This window comes from Streptomyces sp. MI02-7b (assembly GCF_033793585.1).
GTDB lineage: Bacteria > Actinomycetota > Actinomycetes > Streptomycetales > Streptomycetaceae > Actinacidiphila.
In genome coordinates this window covers 1-13,979 of record NZ_JARAWX010000002.1, presented here as the reverse complement: position 1 = coordinate 13,979, position 13,979 = coordinate 1, and the positions used below count along the sequence as shown (strand labels likewise).

Annotated in this window: 16 protein-coding genes; 6 read left to right on the top strand and 10 right to left on the bottom strand. The window is 72.4% G+C overall.

Annotation, left to right across the window (positions count from 1 at the left end; genetic code table 11):
- Nucleotides 1-95: 95 nt before the first annotated feature.
- Nucleotides 96-1,433 (top strand): helix-turn-helix transcriptional regulator, encoded by a 1,338-nt coding sequence (locus PV364_RS02295; RefSeq protein WP_319657871.1) that lies wholly within the window; start codon nucleotides 96-98, stop codon nucleotides 1,431-1,433.
- A 114-nt stretch (nucleotides 1,434-1,547) separates the two neighbouring features.
- On the opposite strand, the gene PV364_RS02290 is transcribed toward PV364_RS02295, so the two are convergent.
- On the bottom strand, nucleotides 1,548-1,835 hold the full coding sequence (locus PV364_RS02290; RefSeq protein WP_319657870.1) for a DUF4190 domain-containing protein: 288 nt from the start codon (nucleotides 1,833-1,835) through the stop codon (nucleotides 1,548-1,550).
- Nucleotides 1,836-1,864: 29 nt separating this feature from the next.
- Nucleotides 1,865-2,020, bottom strand: coding sequence for a hypothetical protein (locus PV364_RS02285; RefSeq protein WP_319657869.1), 156 nt, complete (start codon nucleotides 2,018-2,020; stop codon nucleotides 1,865-1,867).
- A gap of 185 nt (nucleotides 2,021-2,205) precedes the next feature.
- On the opposite strand from PV364_RS02285, the gene PV364_RS02280 reads away from it, so the two are divergent.
- Both PV364_RS02280 and PV364_RS02275 read left to right on the top strand, forming a co-directional pair.
- Nucleotides 2,206-2,862, top strand: coding sequence for a TetR family transcriptional regulator (locus PV364_RS02280; protein ID WP_319657868.1), 657 nt, complete (start codon nucleotides 2,206-2,208; stop codon nucleotides 2,860-2,862).
- A gap of 65 nt (nucleotides 2,863-2,927) precedes the next feature.
- Nucleotides 2,928-3,842 (top strand): YceI family protein, encoded by a 915-nt coding sequence (locus PV364_RS02275; protein WP_319657867.1) that lies wholly within the window; start codon nucleotides 2,928-2,930, stop codon nucleotides 3,840-3,842.
- 13 nt (nucleotides 3,843-3,855) lie between these two features.
- Here PV364_RS02275 and PV364_RS02270 read toward each other — a convergent pair whose 3' ends face one another.
- The 4 genes from PV364_RS02270 to PV364_RS02255 all read right to left on the bottom strand — a co-directional run bounded on the left by PV364_RS02270 (nucleotide 3,856) and on the right by PV364_RS02255 (nucleotide 7,286).
- Nucleotides 3,856-4,650, bottom strand: a complete 795-nt coding sequence (locus tag PV364_RS02270) for a VOC family protein (protein WP_319657866.1) — start codon at nucleotides 4,648-4,650, stop codon at nucleotides 3,856-3,858.
- A gap of 110 nt (nucleotides 4,651-4,760) precedes the next feature.
- Nucleotides 4,761-5,561, bottom strand: a complete 801-nt coding sequence (locus PV364_RS02265) for a VOC family protein (RefSeq protein WP_319657865.1) — start codon at nucleotides 5,559-5,561, stop codon at nucleotides 4,761-4,763.
- Between the two features lie 95 nt (nucleotides 5,562-5,656).
- On the bottom strand, nucleotides 5,657-6,427 hold the full coding sequence (locus PV364_RS02260) for an ABC transporter ATP-binding protein (RefSeq protein ID WP_319657864.1): 771 nt from the start codon (nucleotides 6,425-6,427) through the stop codon (nucleotides 5,657-5,659).
- On the bottom strand, nucleotides 6,420-7,286 hold the full coding sequence (locus tag PV364_RS02255) for an ABC transporter permease (protein ID WP_319658339.1): 867 nt from the start codon (nucleotides 7,284-7,286) through the stop codon (nucleotides 6,420-6,422). Before PV364_RS02255 ends, PV364_RS02260 begins: the two co-directional genes overlap by 8 nt.
- A gap of 214 nt (nucleotides 7,287-7,500) precedes the next feature.
- Between PV364_RS02255 and PV364_RS02250 the strand changes: the two genes are divergently transcribed.
- A complete protein-coding gene (locus tag PV364_RS02250) occupies nucleotides 7,501-8,115 on the top strand; it encodes a TetR/AcrR family transcriptional regulator (protein WP_319657863.1) in 615 nt (204 codons plus the stop codon).
- Between the two features lie 82 nt (nucleotides 8,116-8,197).
- Here PV364_RS02250 and PV364_RS02245 read toward each other — a convergent pair whose 3' ends face one another.
- From PV364_RS02245 to PV364_RS02235, 3 genes are all read right to left on the bottom strand, one after another.
- Nucleotides 8,198-8,710: a histidine phosphatase family protein gene (locus tag PV364_RS02245; protein ID WP_319657862.1), complete on the bottom strand. Its 513-nt coding sequence runs from the start codon at nucleotides 8,708-8,710 to the stop codon at nucleotides 8,198-8,200.
- On the bottom strand, nucleotides 8,707-9,453 hold the full coding sequence (locus PV364_RS02240) for a hypothetical protein (RefSeq protein WP_319657861.1): 747 nt from the start codon (nucleotides 9,451-9,453) through the stop codon (nucleotides 8,707-8,709). Before PV364_RS02240 ends, PV364_RS02245 begins: the two co-directional genes overlap by 4 nt.
- A 703-nt stretch (nucleotides 9,454-10,156) precedes the next feature.
- On the bottom strand, nucleotides 10,157-10,678 hold the full coding sequence (locus PV364_RS02235; RefSeq protein WP_319657860.1) for a hypothetical protein: 522 nt from the start codon (nucleotides 10,676-10,678) through the stop codon (nucleotides 10,157-10,159).
- A gap of 136 nt (nucleotides 10,679-10,814) precedes the next feature.
- Between PV364_RS02235 and PV364_RS02230 the strand changes: the two genes are divergently transcribed.
- Complete coding sequence (locus tag PV364_RS02230; protein WP_319657859.1) at nucleotides 10,815-11,939, top strand: XdhC/CoxI family protein; 1,125 nt, start codon at nucleotides 10,815-10,817, stop codon at nucleotides 11,937-11,939.
- A 10-nt stretch (nucleotides 11,940-11,949) separates the two neighbouring features.
- Here PV364_RS02230 and lpdA read toward each other — a convergent pair whose 3' ends face one another.
- Nucleotides 11,950-13,353 carry a dihydrolipoyl dehydrogenase gene (gene lpdA / locus PV364_RS02225; RefSeq protein WP_319657858.1) on the bottom strand — a complete coding sequence of 468 codons (1,404 nt, stop codon included), beginning with the start codon at nucleotides 13,351-13,353 and terminating at the stop codon, nucleotides 11,950-11,952.
- Nucleotides 13,354-13,768: 415 nt separating this feature from the next.
- Here lpdA and PV364_RS02220 point away from each other — a divergent pair.
- On the top strand, nucleotides 13,769-13,979 hold a 211-nt coding region (locus PV364_RS02220), incomplete at its 3' end, for a hypothetical protein (RefSeq protein WP_415924519.1).

The window sequence follows — 13,979 nt, the reverse complement described above, 5'->3', positions numbered from 1 at the left end:
GGGACGCCGGAACGGTTCCGCGTACCCTGGCCTGGGCAGACGGGAGCGCCCTGGAACGGGCGCCGGGAACGCGGGACGACGGCGGGGGCACGGGGATGGCCGGTACGGCGGCGGGCAGCGGGCAGTTCGCGGAGTGTCTGCGCGCCCTCAAGGAACGGTCGGGACTGAGCTACGGGCAGCTGGCGAACCGGCTGCACGTCAGCACGTCCACCCTGCACCGCTACTGCCACGGCGACGCCGTTCCGGCGGACTACGCGGTCGTGGAGCGCCTGGCCCGGCTGTGCGGCGCGGGGCCGGAGGAACTGGTCGAGCTGCACCGCCGGTGGGTGCGGGCGGACGCGGCGCGGCGGGCCGGCAACCGGGGCGGCGGCGCGGAGCCCGCGGGCGAGGCGCTCGGAGCCCCCGAAGTGCCGGAAGTGCCCGAAGTGCCGGCGGAGGCCGTCCCGGAGCCGGCGGTGGACGCTCCGCCGCCCTCCGCCGGGGGAACGGCGCGACACGGTTCCTGGCGCCGGCGGTTGTCCCGTCCGGCGGTCGTGGTGTCCGCGGCAGCACTCGTGCTGACGGGCGCCGCGCTGGCGATGACCGACGCCACCGGCGACGGCCGTCCCGCGGCGGCCCGCACCGCGCCTCCGGCGACGGGCGGGACGGGCGGTGCCCACGCCTCTTCTCCGGCTCCGGAGGGGGAACGCGGCGGCAGCCCGTCGTTGTCGCCCTCCGCGTCGGGCACCGCGGCGGCTCCTTCTCACTTACCGCCCTCAGGCGGGCCGTCACACTCGCCCTCCCTCACGCGAACGCCGACCGGCTCCGCCCCGGCGGCCCCGGCCAGGCCGCTGAACTGGAGCGTCCGGTCGCACGTGTGGGAGAACGGTTGCGACCACCGCTATCTGATCGACCGTCCGCCCTCCGACGTCCCCCCGCCGCCCGTCGAACAGGACGCCCGCGCCTGGGCGAGCGCCCTCGACGCCGTGCACGGCGGCACCACCGTCGTCGAGGCCACCCTGCGCGGCCGTACGCCGGCGCCGGTGGTGGTGCAGGCCCTGCACGTGCGGGTGGTGGAGCGGCGCGGCCCGCTGCGCTGGTCCTCGTACGCCATGGACAACGGCTGCGGGGGTGCCCTCACACCCGCCGTGTACAGCGTCGACCTCGACGCCCCGCGCCCTCTCGCCCGTCCCCAGGACGGTTTCGACGGCGAGAAGGCCGTCCCGGCGGTCCGCCTGCCGTACCAGGTCTCCGACCAGGATCCGCTGGTGCTTCGGGTCGGCGCCCGGACACAGGGCTGCGACTGCGACTGGTACCTGGAGGCCGACTGGACCTCCGGCGGGCGCACCGGCACCGTCCGCATCGACGACGGCGGGCGGCCGTTCCGCACCAGCGGCGTCAAGGGCCGCCCGGAGTACGGCTACTGGCCGTCCACCGGCTGGACCCGCGGCTAGAAGACGAGGCCCTGTCGTCACACGGGCGCCGGCCGCCCGGAGGGCGGGCCGTGGGTCCCCCAGCTACCGCTGGGGGAGGGAATGCGACGACCGGGCCTGGGCCTCTTACGGGCGTCAGGAGCCGAAGGGCAGGAGCAGGCCCTTGTTCATGGTGAGCAGCACGACCAGCACCATCAGGTCCGCCGCGCCGAGGACGAGGCCGAGCAGGGCCCGTACGGGGCGCTTGGTGCCGCGCACCAGGGCAACGCCCCCGAGTACGAGGGCGAACGGGCCGAGCACGATGTTGAAGGCGAGCAGGCCGACCAGTCCGAGGACGAACGAGGCGACGGCCATGCCGTCGGCGCCGTCCGAGCCGTCCTTGGAACGTGCGTCGCGCTCACGTACGGGTGCGTAGGAGTCCATGGGTCGAATCCCCCCTGGGAGACGTGGAGTCAGCGGTGGCGGTGGTGTGCGAGGCGCTCGCGGACCGAGAAGACGAGCAGCCAGGCGGTGATCGCGCCGGCGGCCGCGAGGAAGACGGGGAACGAGGTGCAGGAGACGGTGCCCAGGAGGATCCCCAAGGCGACCAGGGCGACGAGGAACGTCACGAGGCGCTGCCTTTCTCGATGACTGCGATGCCGTGGCGACGCCTGTCGCGGGCGGGCGGAGCGATACAGCGGCGCCGTGCCGCAGTGGCGCGGTGGCACTTCAGTGAACAGTTGGAATAACAGTTGTTCACTGAGTCCGTAGTCTAGTGTCGCCAAACTCGGCGAACAGCTGTTTACTGGATGACATGAGTCACACCCTCGGGGTCCGCGAGGCCCAGAAGCGGCAGACCCGGCAGGCCCTTCTCGACGCGGGCCTGCGCCTGCTGGAGAACCAGAGCCTGAGCAGCCTGGGGCTGCGCGCCGTCACGCGCGAAGTCGGCGTCGCACCCGCGGGTTTCTACCGCCACTTCAGGGACATGGGCGATCTCGGGGTGGCCCTGGTCGGCGAGTCGCTGAGCAGCCTGCACGCGATGATCCAGGCGATCATGGCCGAACAGGACGACGCCGAGGAGGTCATCGCCCGCACCGTGCGCCTGATCGCGCTCCATGTGCGCGAGCACCGGCCGCACATCCGGTTCCTGGCGCGCGAGCGCCACGGTGGCGTCACCGCGGTCCGCGAGGCCATCGCGGCCGAGATGGATCAGTTCGCCGCGGAAGTGGCCACCGCCCTTGCCGCACAGCCCATTTCGGCGGGCTGGCGCACCGAGGACGTGCGCATGCTGGCCGAACTCTACGTGGACCGCATGCTGATGACCGCGATCGCCTTCATGGAGGCGCCCGCGGACGATCCCGCGGACGAGGAGCGCATCGAACGCACCGCCCGCAAGGAGCTCTTCCTCATCCACCTGGGCCGCCGGCACTGGCTCGCCGCCCAGCAGGACGGCCCCGCACCCCGCGAATGACAGGGGGTTGCGCAATCCGGAATGCCGATTCGCACTTGCGGAGATCGGCCATCTAAGGTGAAGTCATGGCCATCGCACTCTTTCGGCGTCATCGTTCGGCACGCAACGGTACGGAAGCGGCGGTACTCGCACCGCCGATCGCCAGAGGCGCGGGACTGATCAGCTGTCAGGTGCTCGACCCTCTCGGCCAGCCCATGAACGGGGCCGACATCTCGGTGTCCGAACTCGGCAGCGGACGCGTCCGGGTGAAGGCGACCAGTGATCCCTACGGGACGTTCCTCGCGACGCTGCCGCCCGGGCAGTACACCGTTGTCGTCTCCGCGGACAGCCTGCAGCCCTACCGCGGGACGGTGGAGATAGCCGAGGGGCTGCAATCCCCCATCGGCAGAATCCAGTTGGTCCCCTCTCCCGGACTGGAGCTGCCGCCTCCCGGTACCTGGCTCTTCGACCCGCCGCACACGGCGATCCGCTTCATCGCCAAGCACGTCGGCATGGCCCACGTGCACGGCCGCTTCGACCGCTTCGAGGGTGGCATCCGGGTCGCCGAGCGCATGGAGGACTCGCAGGTCGAGATCAGCATCGACGCCGCGAGCATCAACACCGGCAACCGGACCCGGGACAACCACCTCCGCTCCGCGGACTTCCTGGACGTCGCCGCCTACCCCTCCATCCACTTCGCCAGTGACCGCTTCCTGCACCGCACGGGCAACAAGTGGACCGTGCAGGGCCATCTGACGATGCACGGCACCAGCCGCTCGGTCTCCCTGGACACCAACTACCTGGGCCTGGCGACCGGTGGCTACGGCGAGGAACTGCGCTGCGCGGCCCTCGCCACCGCCGAACTGCACCGCGAGGACTACACCCTCAACTGGCAGAACATGCTGGCGCGGGGCATCGCGGTGGTCGGCCCGACCATCAAGCTGGAGCTCGACATCCAGGCCATGTTCTCCGCGCACGACACCCCGACGCCGCCCGAGTAGCCGGGCCCGGGCCTCAGAACGCGCTGCCGGCCGCGGGCGTGATGACCGCGAACACCGCGCCCTGCGGGTCGACGACCTGGGCGAAGCGGCCGACACCCGGCATGTCCGTCGCGGGCACCCGCAGGCTGCCGCCGGCCGCCACGGCCTTGGCCACGGTCGCGTCGACGTCGGCCGCCGTGAAGTACGGCAGCCAGTGCGCGGTGGTGCCCGCGGCGAGCTGCGCCTCCTCCAGGAGCGCGACGCCGCCGTGGCCCGCGTTGTCGTCGCCGGCGCCCGGGGAAACCACCACGTAGGTGAAGCCCGGGTTGCTCATGTCGTCGGTCTTCCAGCCGAGGACGGTGCGGTAGAAGCCGAGCGCCGCGGGCACGTCCGTGGTGTACAGCTCCGTCCAGTACAGGCTGCCGGGCTCGTTGACGAGGTCGAGGCCCTTGGTGGCGCCGGGCTGCCAGACGCAGAAGTTCGCGCCGGCCGGGTCGGCGAGGACCGCCATGCGGCCCTTGTCGAAGACGTCCATGGCCGGGTGCCGGACCGTGCCGCCGGCCTGCTCCACCAGCTTGGCGGTGGCCTCGGCGTCCTGGGTCGAGAAGTACGGCTCCCAGGCGGCGGAGCCGGCGCCGGGGTCGCCGGGGCCGATCCCGGCGACGGTCTTGTCGCCGATCCTGAACATGCCGTAGCCGCCCGCGTCCGGTCCGGCCGAGACGTACTGCCAGCCGAACACCTCGCCGTAGTACGCGGCCGCGGCCTTGCTGTCCGGCGCTCCCAGGTCGAGCCAGTTGGGCGCGCCGGGGAGGAAGTCTGTGCTGAGCATGGGGTGCTCCTTCTACGGAGGGTGCTTCCCTGGTCGCACAGAGTCTTGCAGGGGGGTCTGACAACATCTCCGGCCTGCGGTTTCCGCCTCGCGTACCGCCCCGGGGACGGTCAGGACCGCGGCGGCTGGCTGGTGATGACGGCGAACACCGCACCCCCCGGATCCGCCAGGTGCGCGAAGCGCCCGACGCCCTCGGTGTGCTGCGGGGCCATGACCACGGTCCCGCCGAGCCGGTCCGCCGCGCGGACCACCGCGTCGCAGTCGGTGACCTCGAAGTACGGCAGCCAGCGCGGGACGACGCCCGCCCCCGCCATCTCGTCGGTGATCCGCACGACGGCGCCGAGGGTGGAGCCCCCGCCGGAGGGCCCCCGGTCGGAGGTGGACAGCAGCGTGTAGCCGGTGTCGCCGTAGGGGACGTCCTGCGCCTGCCAGTCGAGGACGGAACCGTAGAAGGCGATCGCCGCGGCGGGATCGGGCACGAACAGCTCCGCCCAGCACAGGCTGCCGGGTTCCGTGACCACGTCCAGTCCCCGGGTCTCGCGCGGCTGCCAGACGGAGAACTCCGCCCCGCCGGGATCGGTGAAGCCCGCCGTCCGCCCGTTGGCGAACACGTCGAAGGGCCCGAAGCGGACCGTACCGCCCGCCTGCTCCACGGCCTTGGCGGTGGCGTCGGCGTCGTCCGCCTGGAAGTACAGCGTCCAGGACGGGGACGTGCCCTCCCCGGCCGATGGACCGAGGGCGGCCACGGTCCTCCCGTCCAGCTGGAAGAACCCGTAGCCGCCCGCTTGCGGCCCCAGGGGCCGCATGTCCCAGCCGAAGAGCCCGGAGTAGAACGCGGCGGAAGCGCCGGGATGACGGCACCCGAGGTCGAGCCAGCTCGGGGCACCGTGGGCGTAATGAGTCGTGAGCATGACGAGCGCTCCTTCGCTACGGCGTGCTGCCCCCGTGCCGTCTTCCCGGTTCCGCCCTCAGTCTGGCACCGCCGTCCGGCTCTCGCCGGACGGCGTCACTTGGTCTTGGTGAACTCGTCGTACGCCTTCAGCACGTCCGGGGTCGGACCGTCCATGCGCAAGGTGCCGTGCTCCAGCCAGATGGCACGGGTGCAGGTGTCGCGGATCGCGTTGTTGTTGTGGCTGACGAGGAAAACCGTTCCGGCTTCCTCGCGCAGCTCGCGGATCCGCGCCTCGGAGCGCTTGCGGAAGCTGTTGTCGCCGGTGGCCAGCGCCTCGTCGATCATCAGCACGTCGTGCGACTTGGCCGCCGCGATGGAGAACCGGAGGCGGGCCGACATGCCGGAGGAGTACGTCCGCATCGGCAGGGAGATGAAGTCGCCCTTCTCGTTGATGCCGGAGAACTCGACGATCTCGTCGTAGCGCTGCTTCACCTCGTCCTGGGTCATGCCCATCGCGAGGCCGCCGAGCATCACGTTGCGCTCGCCGGACAGGTCGTTCATCAGCGCGGCGTTGACGCCGAGCAGCGACGGCTGACCCTGCGTGTAGACCTTGCCGCTCTCCGCGGGAAGCAGGCCGGCCACCGCCTTCAGGAGGGTGGACTTGCCCGAGCCGTTCGAGCCGATCAGCCCGATCGACTCGCCGCGGTACGCGGTGAAGCTGACACCGCGCACGGCGTGCACCTGACGTACGTTCGGGTTGCCCTTGCGGCGGATGATGCGCGACAGCGCGTTGACGGCACTGCCCCGCCCGCCGCCGGCGCCGTGCACCCGGTAGACGATGTGCAGGTCGTCCACGATCACGGTGGGAATGCGCTCATCAGCCACGGCCGTACCGCTCCTCTGCCTTCCAGAAGTACACAAAACCGCCCACGCCCATCACGAGGGCCCAGCCCAGCGCGACCGGCCACACGTGCGGCGGCAGCTGGTCCGCGGTGAAGCTGTCGATCAGCGCGAAGCGCATCAGGTCGATGTAGACGGCGGCCGGGTTGAGACCCAGCAGTATCTTCACCGCGTAGGGGGCGTGCGCCGCGACGTGGGCGATGCTGTACATCACGCCGGAGGTGTACATCCACGTGCGGAGGATGAACGGCATCAGCTGCGCCAGGTCGGTCATCTTGCTGCCGATCCGCGCCACGACCAGCGCGAGCCCCGCGTTGAACACCGACTGCAGCAGCAGCGCCGGCAGCACCAGCAGCCACGACGGCCTCGGCACCTCGCCGGTCATCAGCACGATGGCGAGCAGCACGAACATCGACATCAGGAGCTGCTGCAGCTGCATGAGCGTCTGGGCGATCGGCAGACTGGCGCGCGGGAAGTGCAGGGCGCGCACAAGGCCGAGGTTGCCGGCGATCGCGCGGACACCGGCCATCACCGAGGACTGGGTGAAGGTGTAGACGAAGATGCCGGTGACGAGGAACGCGATGTAGTTGTCCACACCGCGGTCGGTGCCCAGCAGCAGGCCGAAGATCAGGTAGTACACGGCCGCGTTGAGCAGCGGCGTCAGCACCTGCCACAGCTGGCCCAGCCGGGCCTGGGTGTACTGCGCCGACACACGGGCCGTGGCGAACGAGCTGATGAAGTGACGGCGCCCCCACAGCTGCTTGACGTACTGGCCCAGGCCGGGCCTGGCTCCGCTGACCGTGAGGCCGTACTTGGCCGCCAGCTCACCGGGGGGAAGCGTCATAGTGCCTGGCGGCGCGGTGGCTGCGGAGGAGGACTCGATGTCAAGGCTCACGGGGGCGGCGCTTTCTTTCGAGGGGTTCGAGGGAGGGGGTGCTGGGCGGGGGTTTACGCTGAAGCGGAACCGGAACGACACCGTACCGTCGTGATCGAGACGTTAGACCACACGAGCGCTGGAACGCAACCGTTCCGTCGCGACGTCGCGTAGGCTGCCGCACATGGCATCGGACACCGCTCCCTCCCGTCGCGCCCCCGCCGGGGCGGCCGTGCTCCGTGACGACGTCACGGAGGCCATCCGTGCGGCGGTCTTCGAGGAACTGGCGGCGGTCGGCTACGGGCGCATGTCCATCGAGGGCATCGCCCGCCGCGCCGGAGTGGGGAAGGCGGCCGTCTACCGCCGCTGGCGCTCCAAGCTGCCGCTCGTCCTCGACGTCGTCTCCGCCGTCGCCGCGCTCGGCGTCCCCGCCCCCGCGACGGGTTCCCTCCTGGGCGACATCCGTGTACTGCTGGAAGTCACCGCCCGGGCGCTGCGGCACCCCGTGGCCTCCCAGATCATCCCCGACCTGCTCGCGGAGGCCTCCCGCAACCCCGAGATCGCCGCGGCCCTCCACGCCGCGCTCCGGGACACCCAGCGGGGCATCGCCTCCGGCATCATCGACAGCGCGGTCGCCCGCGGCGACCTTCCGCAGGGCACCGACGCCGACCTCGCCCTGGACCTCATCGCGGGTCCCCTCTACTGGCGCCTCGCCGTCCTGCGCGCCCCCCTCTCCCCCCGCTATCTCGACCGCCTCTCCGCCGCCACCGCGGCGGCCCTGGCGGCGACGGCCGCCTGACACCGCCGTGTGAGATGCCCCACACCGGGCCGCGTCACTCGCGCGATGTGATCATGCGCACATCCTTTCGGGGTGGGTCCTCTCAGCCGCGCGGGATGGCGAAGTCGTCGAGGTGGGCCTCGTCGGAAGTGAGGGCGGACCAGGGCGCGGCAGAGGTGAGGACCGCGAGCGCGGAGGTCGGGAACTTGTCGGCGGCCCGGAGCAGGGCGTCCGAGCCGGCGCCCCCCGCGAGGCGGAGGGTGAGGTCCTGAATGCCGGGGTTGTGGCCCACGAGCAGGACGGTACGGACGCTGTCGGGCGTCTCGCGGAGCACGTCGAGCATGGCGCGGGCGGTGGCGGCGTAGAGCCGTTCGTCGTACGCGACCGGGAACTGCGCGCGGGGGGCGAGGGCCTCGGCGGCCAGTTCCCAGGTCTCCCGGGTGCGCACGGCGGTGGAGCAGACGACGAGGTCCGGTATGTGCTTGTTCTCGCGCAGCCAGCGCCCGGCGGCCGGTGCGTCACGGCGGCCGCGGGCGCCGAGCGGACGGTCGTGGTCGGGGACGTCCGGCGGCCAGGCGGACTTGGCGTGGCGCAGCAGGATGAGGCGTCCGCTCACGGCCGCACCCCGCCGACCTCGCGGGTGAGTTCCAGGCCCAGGACCCGGTCCACGTGCGCGAAGGTCTCGAACCGTGAGCCGGGGGGCAGTTCCGCCTGAGCCGCGACGACCTCGAGGACGTCGAGCACGGCCGGGGTGTCGAGATCGGACGACAGCGCCGTCCGTATCCGCTCGACGTGCGGCGCGCACATCGGTTTCGAGGGCTCCTCCGCCCACAGGGCGACGGCCTGACGCCAGCGGGTCAGCCGCGCGGCGGCCGCGTCGAGCTCCGGCGGCGCGAGTTCCAGGGGCTCGCGGCGGCCCCGGCCGAGCAGCGCCAGCCGGAGGTCCAGCCCTGGGGACGGCTGCCCGGTCACCGGGCCGACGTCCATGCGCACGCCTTCCCCCTCGTCGCCGGGGTCCAGCGTGTCGCCCACGGCGACGACGCGCACCGCGATCCGGCCGGCCAGGCCCTCCTGGGCCTCGGCGACGCTCGCCGCGCGGATCGCCGCGGGGGCGGCACCGAGGGCGGTGGCTCCGTTGGCGCCGGAGGCGCCGTTCGCGCCGGAGGGTTCGACCACGGCGAGCATCACCTGGCCTCCTGTGAACTCGACCGTGCGCGCGAGCACGTCGGCCGTCACGATCACCCGCGCGGCCTGCGGGCCGCCCCCGGGGGGCAGGCAGGCCACGACTCTCAGCGGTGCCCGGCGGCCCGGTTCCAGCTCCACGGTCCCGCCGGTCCGGCCGTCCTCGATGCGCAACACGCCTTCGAATCTACGCGACGCGGGGGCGGGGCGGGCTGCGGCCGGTGGTGTGCGGAGCGGTCCGTGCGGGTGGCACGGCCGTTGCCGCAGTTTCTTCCCCGCCCTCCCGCCCGTGTGCCCGGCGAGGTCTGGGCGCCCCGGCGCGCGTTTCGTGGGGTGCCGGGTGCGGGGCCTCCGGGGCCGGCCATTCTGGACAGCACATTTAGGTGCCTCGGGCACGATCTGTTGATCACCCCGGGTCATGCACCCAAATATGCTCCACAGTCCAGAACACCCACCCCTACGACCCCGCCCCCTCCGCTGTGTTCGCGCCTGATCCCCGGAGGGGGGTAGAGACGGCACCGTGCCCGGGGCCGCCCGCTGGCACAACGCAATCCAGGGGCGTGGGGCGCAGCCGTCACCGCCCACAGCACCCCCACCGGCCGTCAGGACGCGCAACCCACCCGGGAGGGGGTGTGGGGGGTCCTCCCCCAGCGGTAGCTGGGGGAGCGACGAGCGGAGACCGCGGGGTCCGATGCCGGACGATGCGGGGCTAACCCGCGAGCGCCGAGGTGGGGGCGCACCCCGGCGCGGCACCGACCCCCACACGAACCGAGCGCGGGCCCGCACTTACCGCGCCGGGCTGGGGGCACCCCCGGCCGAAGGCTGGGGGAGGGAGGGCGGGGAAAAAACCCACCGCAACCACAGCGGCGCCGCGGACGAACTACTGGTCAGGACCTTGCGCCCGCACGCGCCGCACATGCTCCAGGGACTCCCGCAACTCCCCCAGCCACGCGTCCGCGTTGCGCTCGACCAGCCGCACGCACCACGCCAGCGCATCGCTGCGGCTGCGCGCGACGCCCGCCGCGACGAGCGTGTCGAGCACCTGCCGCTCCGGCTGGCGGAGCCGGGTCATGACGGGGGCGGAGACCGTGGTGTACATCGTGCGGCGGCCGCCGCACTCCACGCCCCAGGAGACCTTGCGGCCGAAGCGCCGCTCGGCCTCGCGGGCGACGCCGACGCGGTCGTCGCGCGTGCGCTCCCGGAACTCCGCGACGCGCCCGTCCAGGGCCGCCTCGCGCTCCACCTGTGACGCCTCCGCGTCGAGCTCGGGCTCCGGGATGCGGCCGACGACCGTGATCTCCTCGCGGTCCACGGTCACGTCCAGGAGCTCGGCGAACAGTCCCTCGGGCAGCCGTCCGGCGAGCCAGCCGCGCAGCGCCTCCATCTGCCCACTCGTAATCATGTAATCAGCATTACTCCACAACCGGCACGGAGCAAGAGGCCCGCGCGATGATTCCGACGCCGTGCACCCGCCCATGGGGCGACCTACAGTTGCGCGTATCAGACATTGCGAACACATGGGGTGAGAGGAGCCGTCGGTGCGCGAGATCCTCCCGGCGCTGGGGCGCTGGTACGCCACGGGGACCCCCTTCGGGCTGGCGACGGTCGTCGACGTCAGCCGCAGCGCGCCGCGAGGTCCGGGCGCGGCGATGGCGGTCGGGCCGGGGGACGAGGTCGTGGGCAGCGTGTCCGGCGGATGCGTGGAGGGCGCGGTCTTCGAACTGGCCAAAGAGGTCGTGGAGTCGGGCGAGGCCCGGGTGCAGACCTTCGGCTACAGCGACGCGGACGCCTTCGAGGTCGGGCTGACCTGCGGCGGCGAGCTCACCCTGCTCGTCCGGCCGGTCTCCCCCGCGACCGATCCGGCCTTCGGCGCGGTCGCCGCCTCCGTGGCGGCCCACCGGCCGGTGGTGACCGCGACCGTGCTCGACGGCCCCGCCCGGCGCGGCGCGGCGCTCGCCGTGTGGCCCGACGCGGTCGCCGGCACCCTCGGCACCGAGGGCCTGGACGCGGCGGTCACCGACGACGCCCGCGGCGGACTGGCCCAGGGTGTGACCGGGCTGCGCCACTACGGCCCGCGCGGCGAGCGACGCGAGGACGCCGTCAGCGTCTTCCTGCAGGCCTTCGCCCCGCCGCCGCGCATGCTGGTCTTCGGGGCGATCGACTTCGCCGCCGCGGTGGCGCGGATGGGGCTGTTCCTCGGCTACCGCGTGACGGTGTGCGACGCGCGGAAGGTCTTCGCGACACCCCGGCGGTTCCCGGAGGGCGTGGAGGTCGTGGTCGACTGGCCGCACCGTTACCTGGGCGGCACCGACACCGACGACCGCACGGTCGTCTGCGTCCTGACCCACGACCCCAAGTTCGACGTGCCGCTGCTGGAGGAGGCGCTGACGCGCCCCGCCGCGTACATCGGGGTCATGGGCAGCCGCCGCACCCACGAGGACCGCCTCAAGCGCCTGCGCGACACCTCGGTCTCCCCCGCGGCGCTGGCCCGCCTGCGCTCCCCCATCGGACTCGACCTCGGCGCGCGCACGCCCGAGGAGGTCGCGGTGTCCATCGCGGCCGAGATCGTCGCCCTCCGCTGGGGCGGCACCGGCATGCCGCTCTCCGTCACCGCGGGGGCCATCCACCCGCCGGTGCTCAGCCGCGTGACCGCGTCCGGCTGACGCCGCGGGGTCACATGTTGATCATGTGACCCGCGAGGCCGTGCAGCGCCTCCTGGACCGCCTCGCCGAGGGTGGGGTGGCCGTGGACGTTGCGGGCGAGTTCGTAGGCGGTCAGGTCCCACTTCTGCGCGAGCGTCAGTTCCGGCAGTAGCTCGGTGACTTCGGGGCCGACGAGGTGGCCGCCCAGGAGTTCGCCGTGGGTGGCGTCTGCGATGAGCTTGACGAAGCCGCCGGAGTCGCCGAGCCCGTGGGCCTTGGCGTTGGCGGAGAAGGGGAACTTGGCGACGCGGACGTCGAAGCCGCGTTCGCGGGCCTGGGCCTCGGTCCATCCGAAGCTGGCGATCTGCGGCTGGCAGAAGGTGACTCGCGGGATCATCACGTAGTCCAGCGGCATGGTCTCCGCGTCGCCGATGGTCTCGGCGGCGACGATGCCCATGGCCTCGGCGGCGTGGGCGAGCATCAGCTTGGCGGTGACGTCGCCGATGGCGAAGATGTGCGGCACGTTCGTGCGGCAGTGGTCGTCGATGTCGATGGCGCCGCGCTCGGTCAGCCGGACCCCGGTCTGCTCCAGGCCGTAGCCCGAGACGCGCGGCTGGAAGCCGATGGCCTGGAGCACCTTGTCGGCCTGGAGGGTCTGCCGCTGGCCGCCCGTGGTGACCATGACCTTGACCTGGTCGCCGGAGTCGTTGATCGCCTCCACCCGCGTGGAGGTCAGCACGTCGATGCCCATCCGCTTGTAGCGGCGGGCCAGTTCGGCCGAGACCTCCTCGTCCTCCAGCGGCACCACGCGGTCGAGGAACTCCACGAGGGTGACCTTGACCCCGAAGTTGTGCAGGACGTAGGCGAATTCGACGCCGATGGCCCCCGCGCCCGCGATCAGGACGCTCCGCGGGAGCGTGTCCGACATGATCTGCTCCTCGTACGTCACGACCCGCTCGCTGAGCGACGTACCGGGCAGCAGCCGGGTGGTGGCCCCGGCGGCGATGATGCAGTGGTCGAAGGTGACGGTCTGCGAGCCGCCCTCGTTGAGGGCCACCTGGAGGGTGTGGTCGTCGGTGAAGGTGCCGCGCCCGTCGAACTTGGTGATGTCGTTCTTCTTCATCAGGTAGTGGACGCCCTTGACCCGGCCGTCCGCCACCTTGCGGCTGCGCGCGAAGGCCTCGCCGTAGTCGAAGCTGACCTCGCCGTTCACCCGGATGCCGAAGGTCTTGGCCTCCTTGGTGAAGATGTGGGCCAGTTCGGCGTTGCGCAGCAGCGCCTTGGACGGGATGCAGCCGACGTTGAGGCACACGCCGCCCCAGTAGCGCTCCTCGACGACCGCGGTCCGCAGGCCCAGCTGGGCGGCCCTGATGGCCGCGACGTACCCGCCGGGGCCCGCGCCCAGGACGACGACGTCGAAGTGTGTACTGGTCATGCGGTTACCCCTGTCTGGACCACTGACGGACGCTCGTGCAGGCCGGACTTCCCCGCCTGCAACGATCACCTGCCCGGTCCGCCCGCGCAACACGTGCGCGGTGTCCGGCCCGTCACATCGGCCGCCCGGTACGGGAGATGGGCCGCTACGCCCGACCCCACCCATGGCCAAGGGTGCAGGTCGTCCACGCAGTGATGCCGCGCGCGCAAGGGTGACCGATCGTGCGCGCCCCGGATCGCTTTGGACGGGAAGCTTTCGCGGCTCGCCACGCCCATGCCAAGGGGACCTACGTCCCGCCCGGAAAGGACCTCAGGACGGACCAAAGTCCGAGGTCAGCGAGGGATGCGCCCCCTACGGTGGAGTGCTGATCCACGCATGCGGCGCATGCGTCCGAACGGCACCAGGAGGTACCCCCGTGGCACTGACGACTCGCGCGAACCGGACGCTCGGCGTCCTGGCGGTGACGATCGCCGGAGCCTCGGTGATGGCCTGCGGCACCCAGCACATGTCCCAGACGGCGGCTGCCGCGCCCAGCACGGCCGCGCCCACCGCGGCAGCCACCTCCCCGGCGGCCCCGCACGCCCCCGCCGCGCCCTCGCCGGCGCGCACCCCGGCCAGCACGGCGC

Excerpts from the sequence above, each read along its gene's own strand:
- PV364_RS02295 (WP_319657871.1), top strand. The coding sequence starts at position 96 with ATGGCCGGTACGGCGGCGGGCAGCGGGCAGTTCGCGGAGTGTCTGCGC.
- PV364_RS02250 (WP_319657863.1), top strand. The coding sequence starts at position 7,501 with ATGGCATCGGACACCGCTCCCTCCCGTCGCGCCCCCGCCGGGGCGGCC.
- PV364_RS02265 (WP_319657865.1), bottom strand. The coding sequence starts at position 5,561 with ATGCTCACGACTCATTACGCCCACGGTGCCCCGAGCTGGCTCGACCTC.
- PV364_RS02235 (WP_319657860.1), bottom strand. The coding sequence starts at position 10,678 with ATGATTACGAGTGGGCAGATGGAGGCGCTGCGCGGCTGGCTCGCCGGA.
- PV364_RS02270 (WP_319657866.1), bottom strand. The coding sequence starts at position 4,650 with ATGCTCAGCACAGACTTCCTCCCCGGCGCGCCCAACTGGCTCGACCTG.
- lpdA (WP_319657858.1), bottom strand. The coding sequence starts at position 13,353 with ATGACCAGTACACACTTCGACGTCGTCGTCCTGGGCGCGGGCCCCGGC.
- PV364_RS02280 (WP_319657868.1), top strand. The coding sequence starts at position 2,206 with ATGAGTCACACCCTCGGGGTCCGCGAGGCCCAGAAGCGGCAGACCCGG.
- PV364_RS02275 (WP_319657867.1), top strand. The coding sequence starts at position 2,928 with ATGGCCATCGCACTCTTTCGGCGTCATCGTTCGGCACGCAACGGTACG.
- PV364_RS02255 (WP_319658339.1), bottom strand. The coding sequence starts at position 7,286 with ATGACGCTTCCCCCCGGTGAGCTGGCGGCCAAGTACGGCCTCACGGTC.
- PV364_RS02290 (WP_319657870.1), bottom strand. The coding sequence starts at position 1,835 with ATGGACTCCTACGCACCCGTACGTGAGCGCGACGCACGTTCCAAGGAC.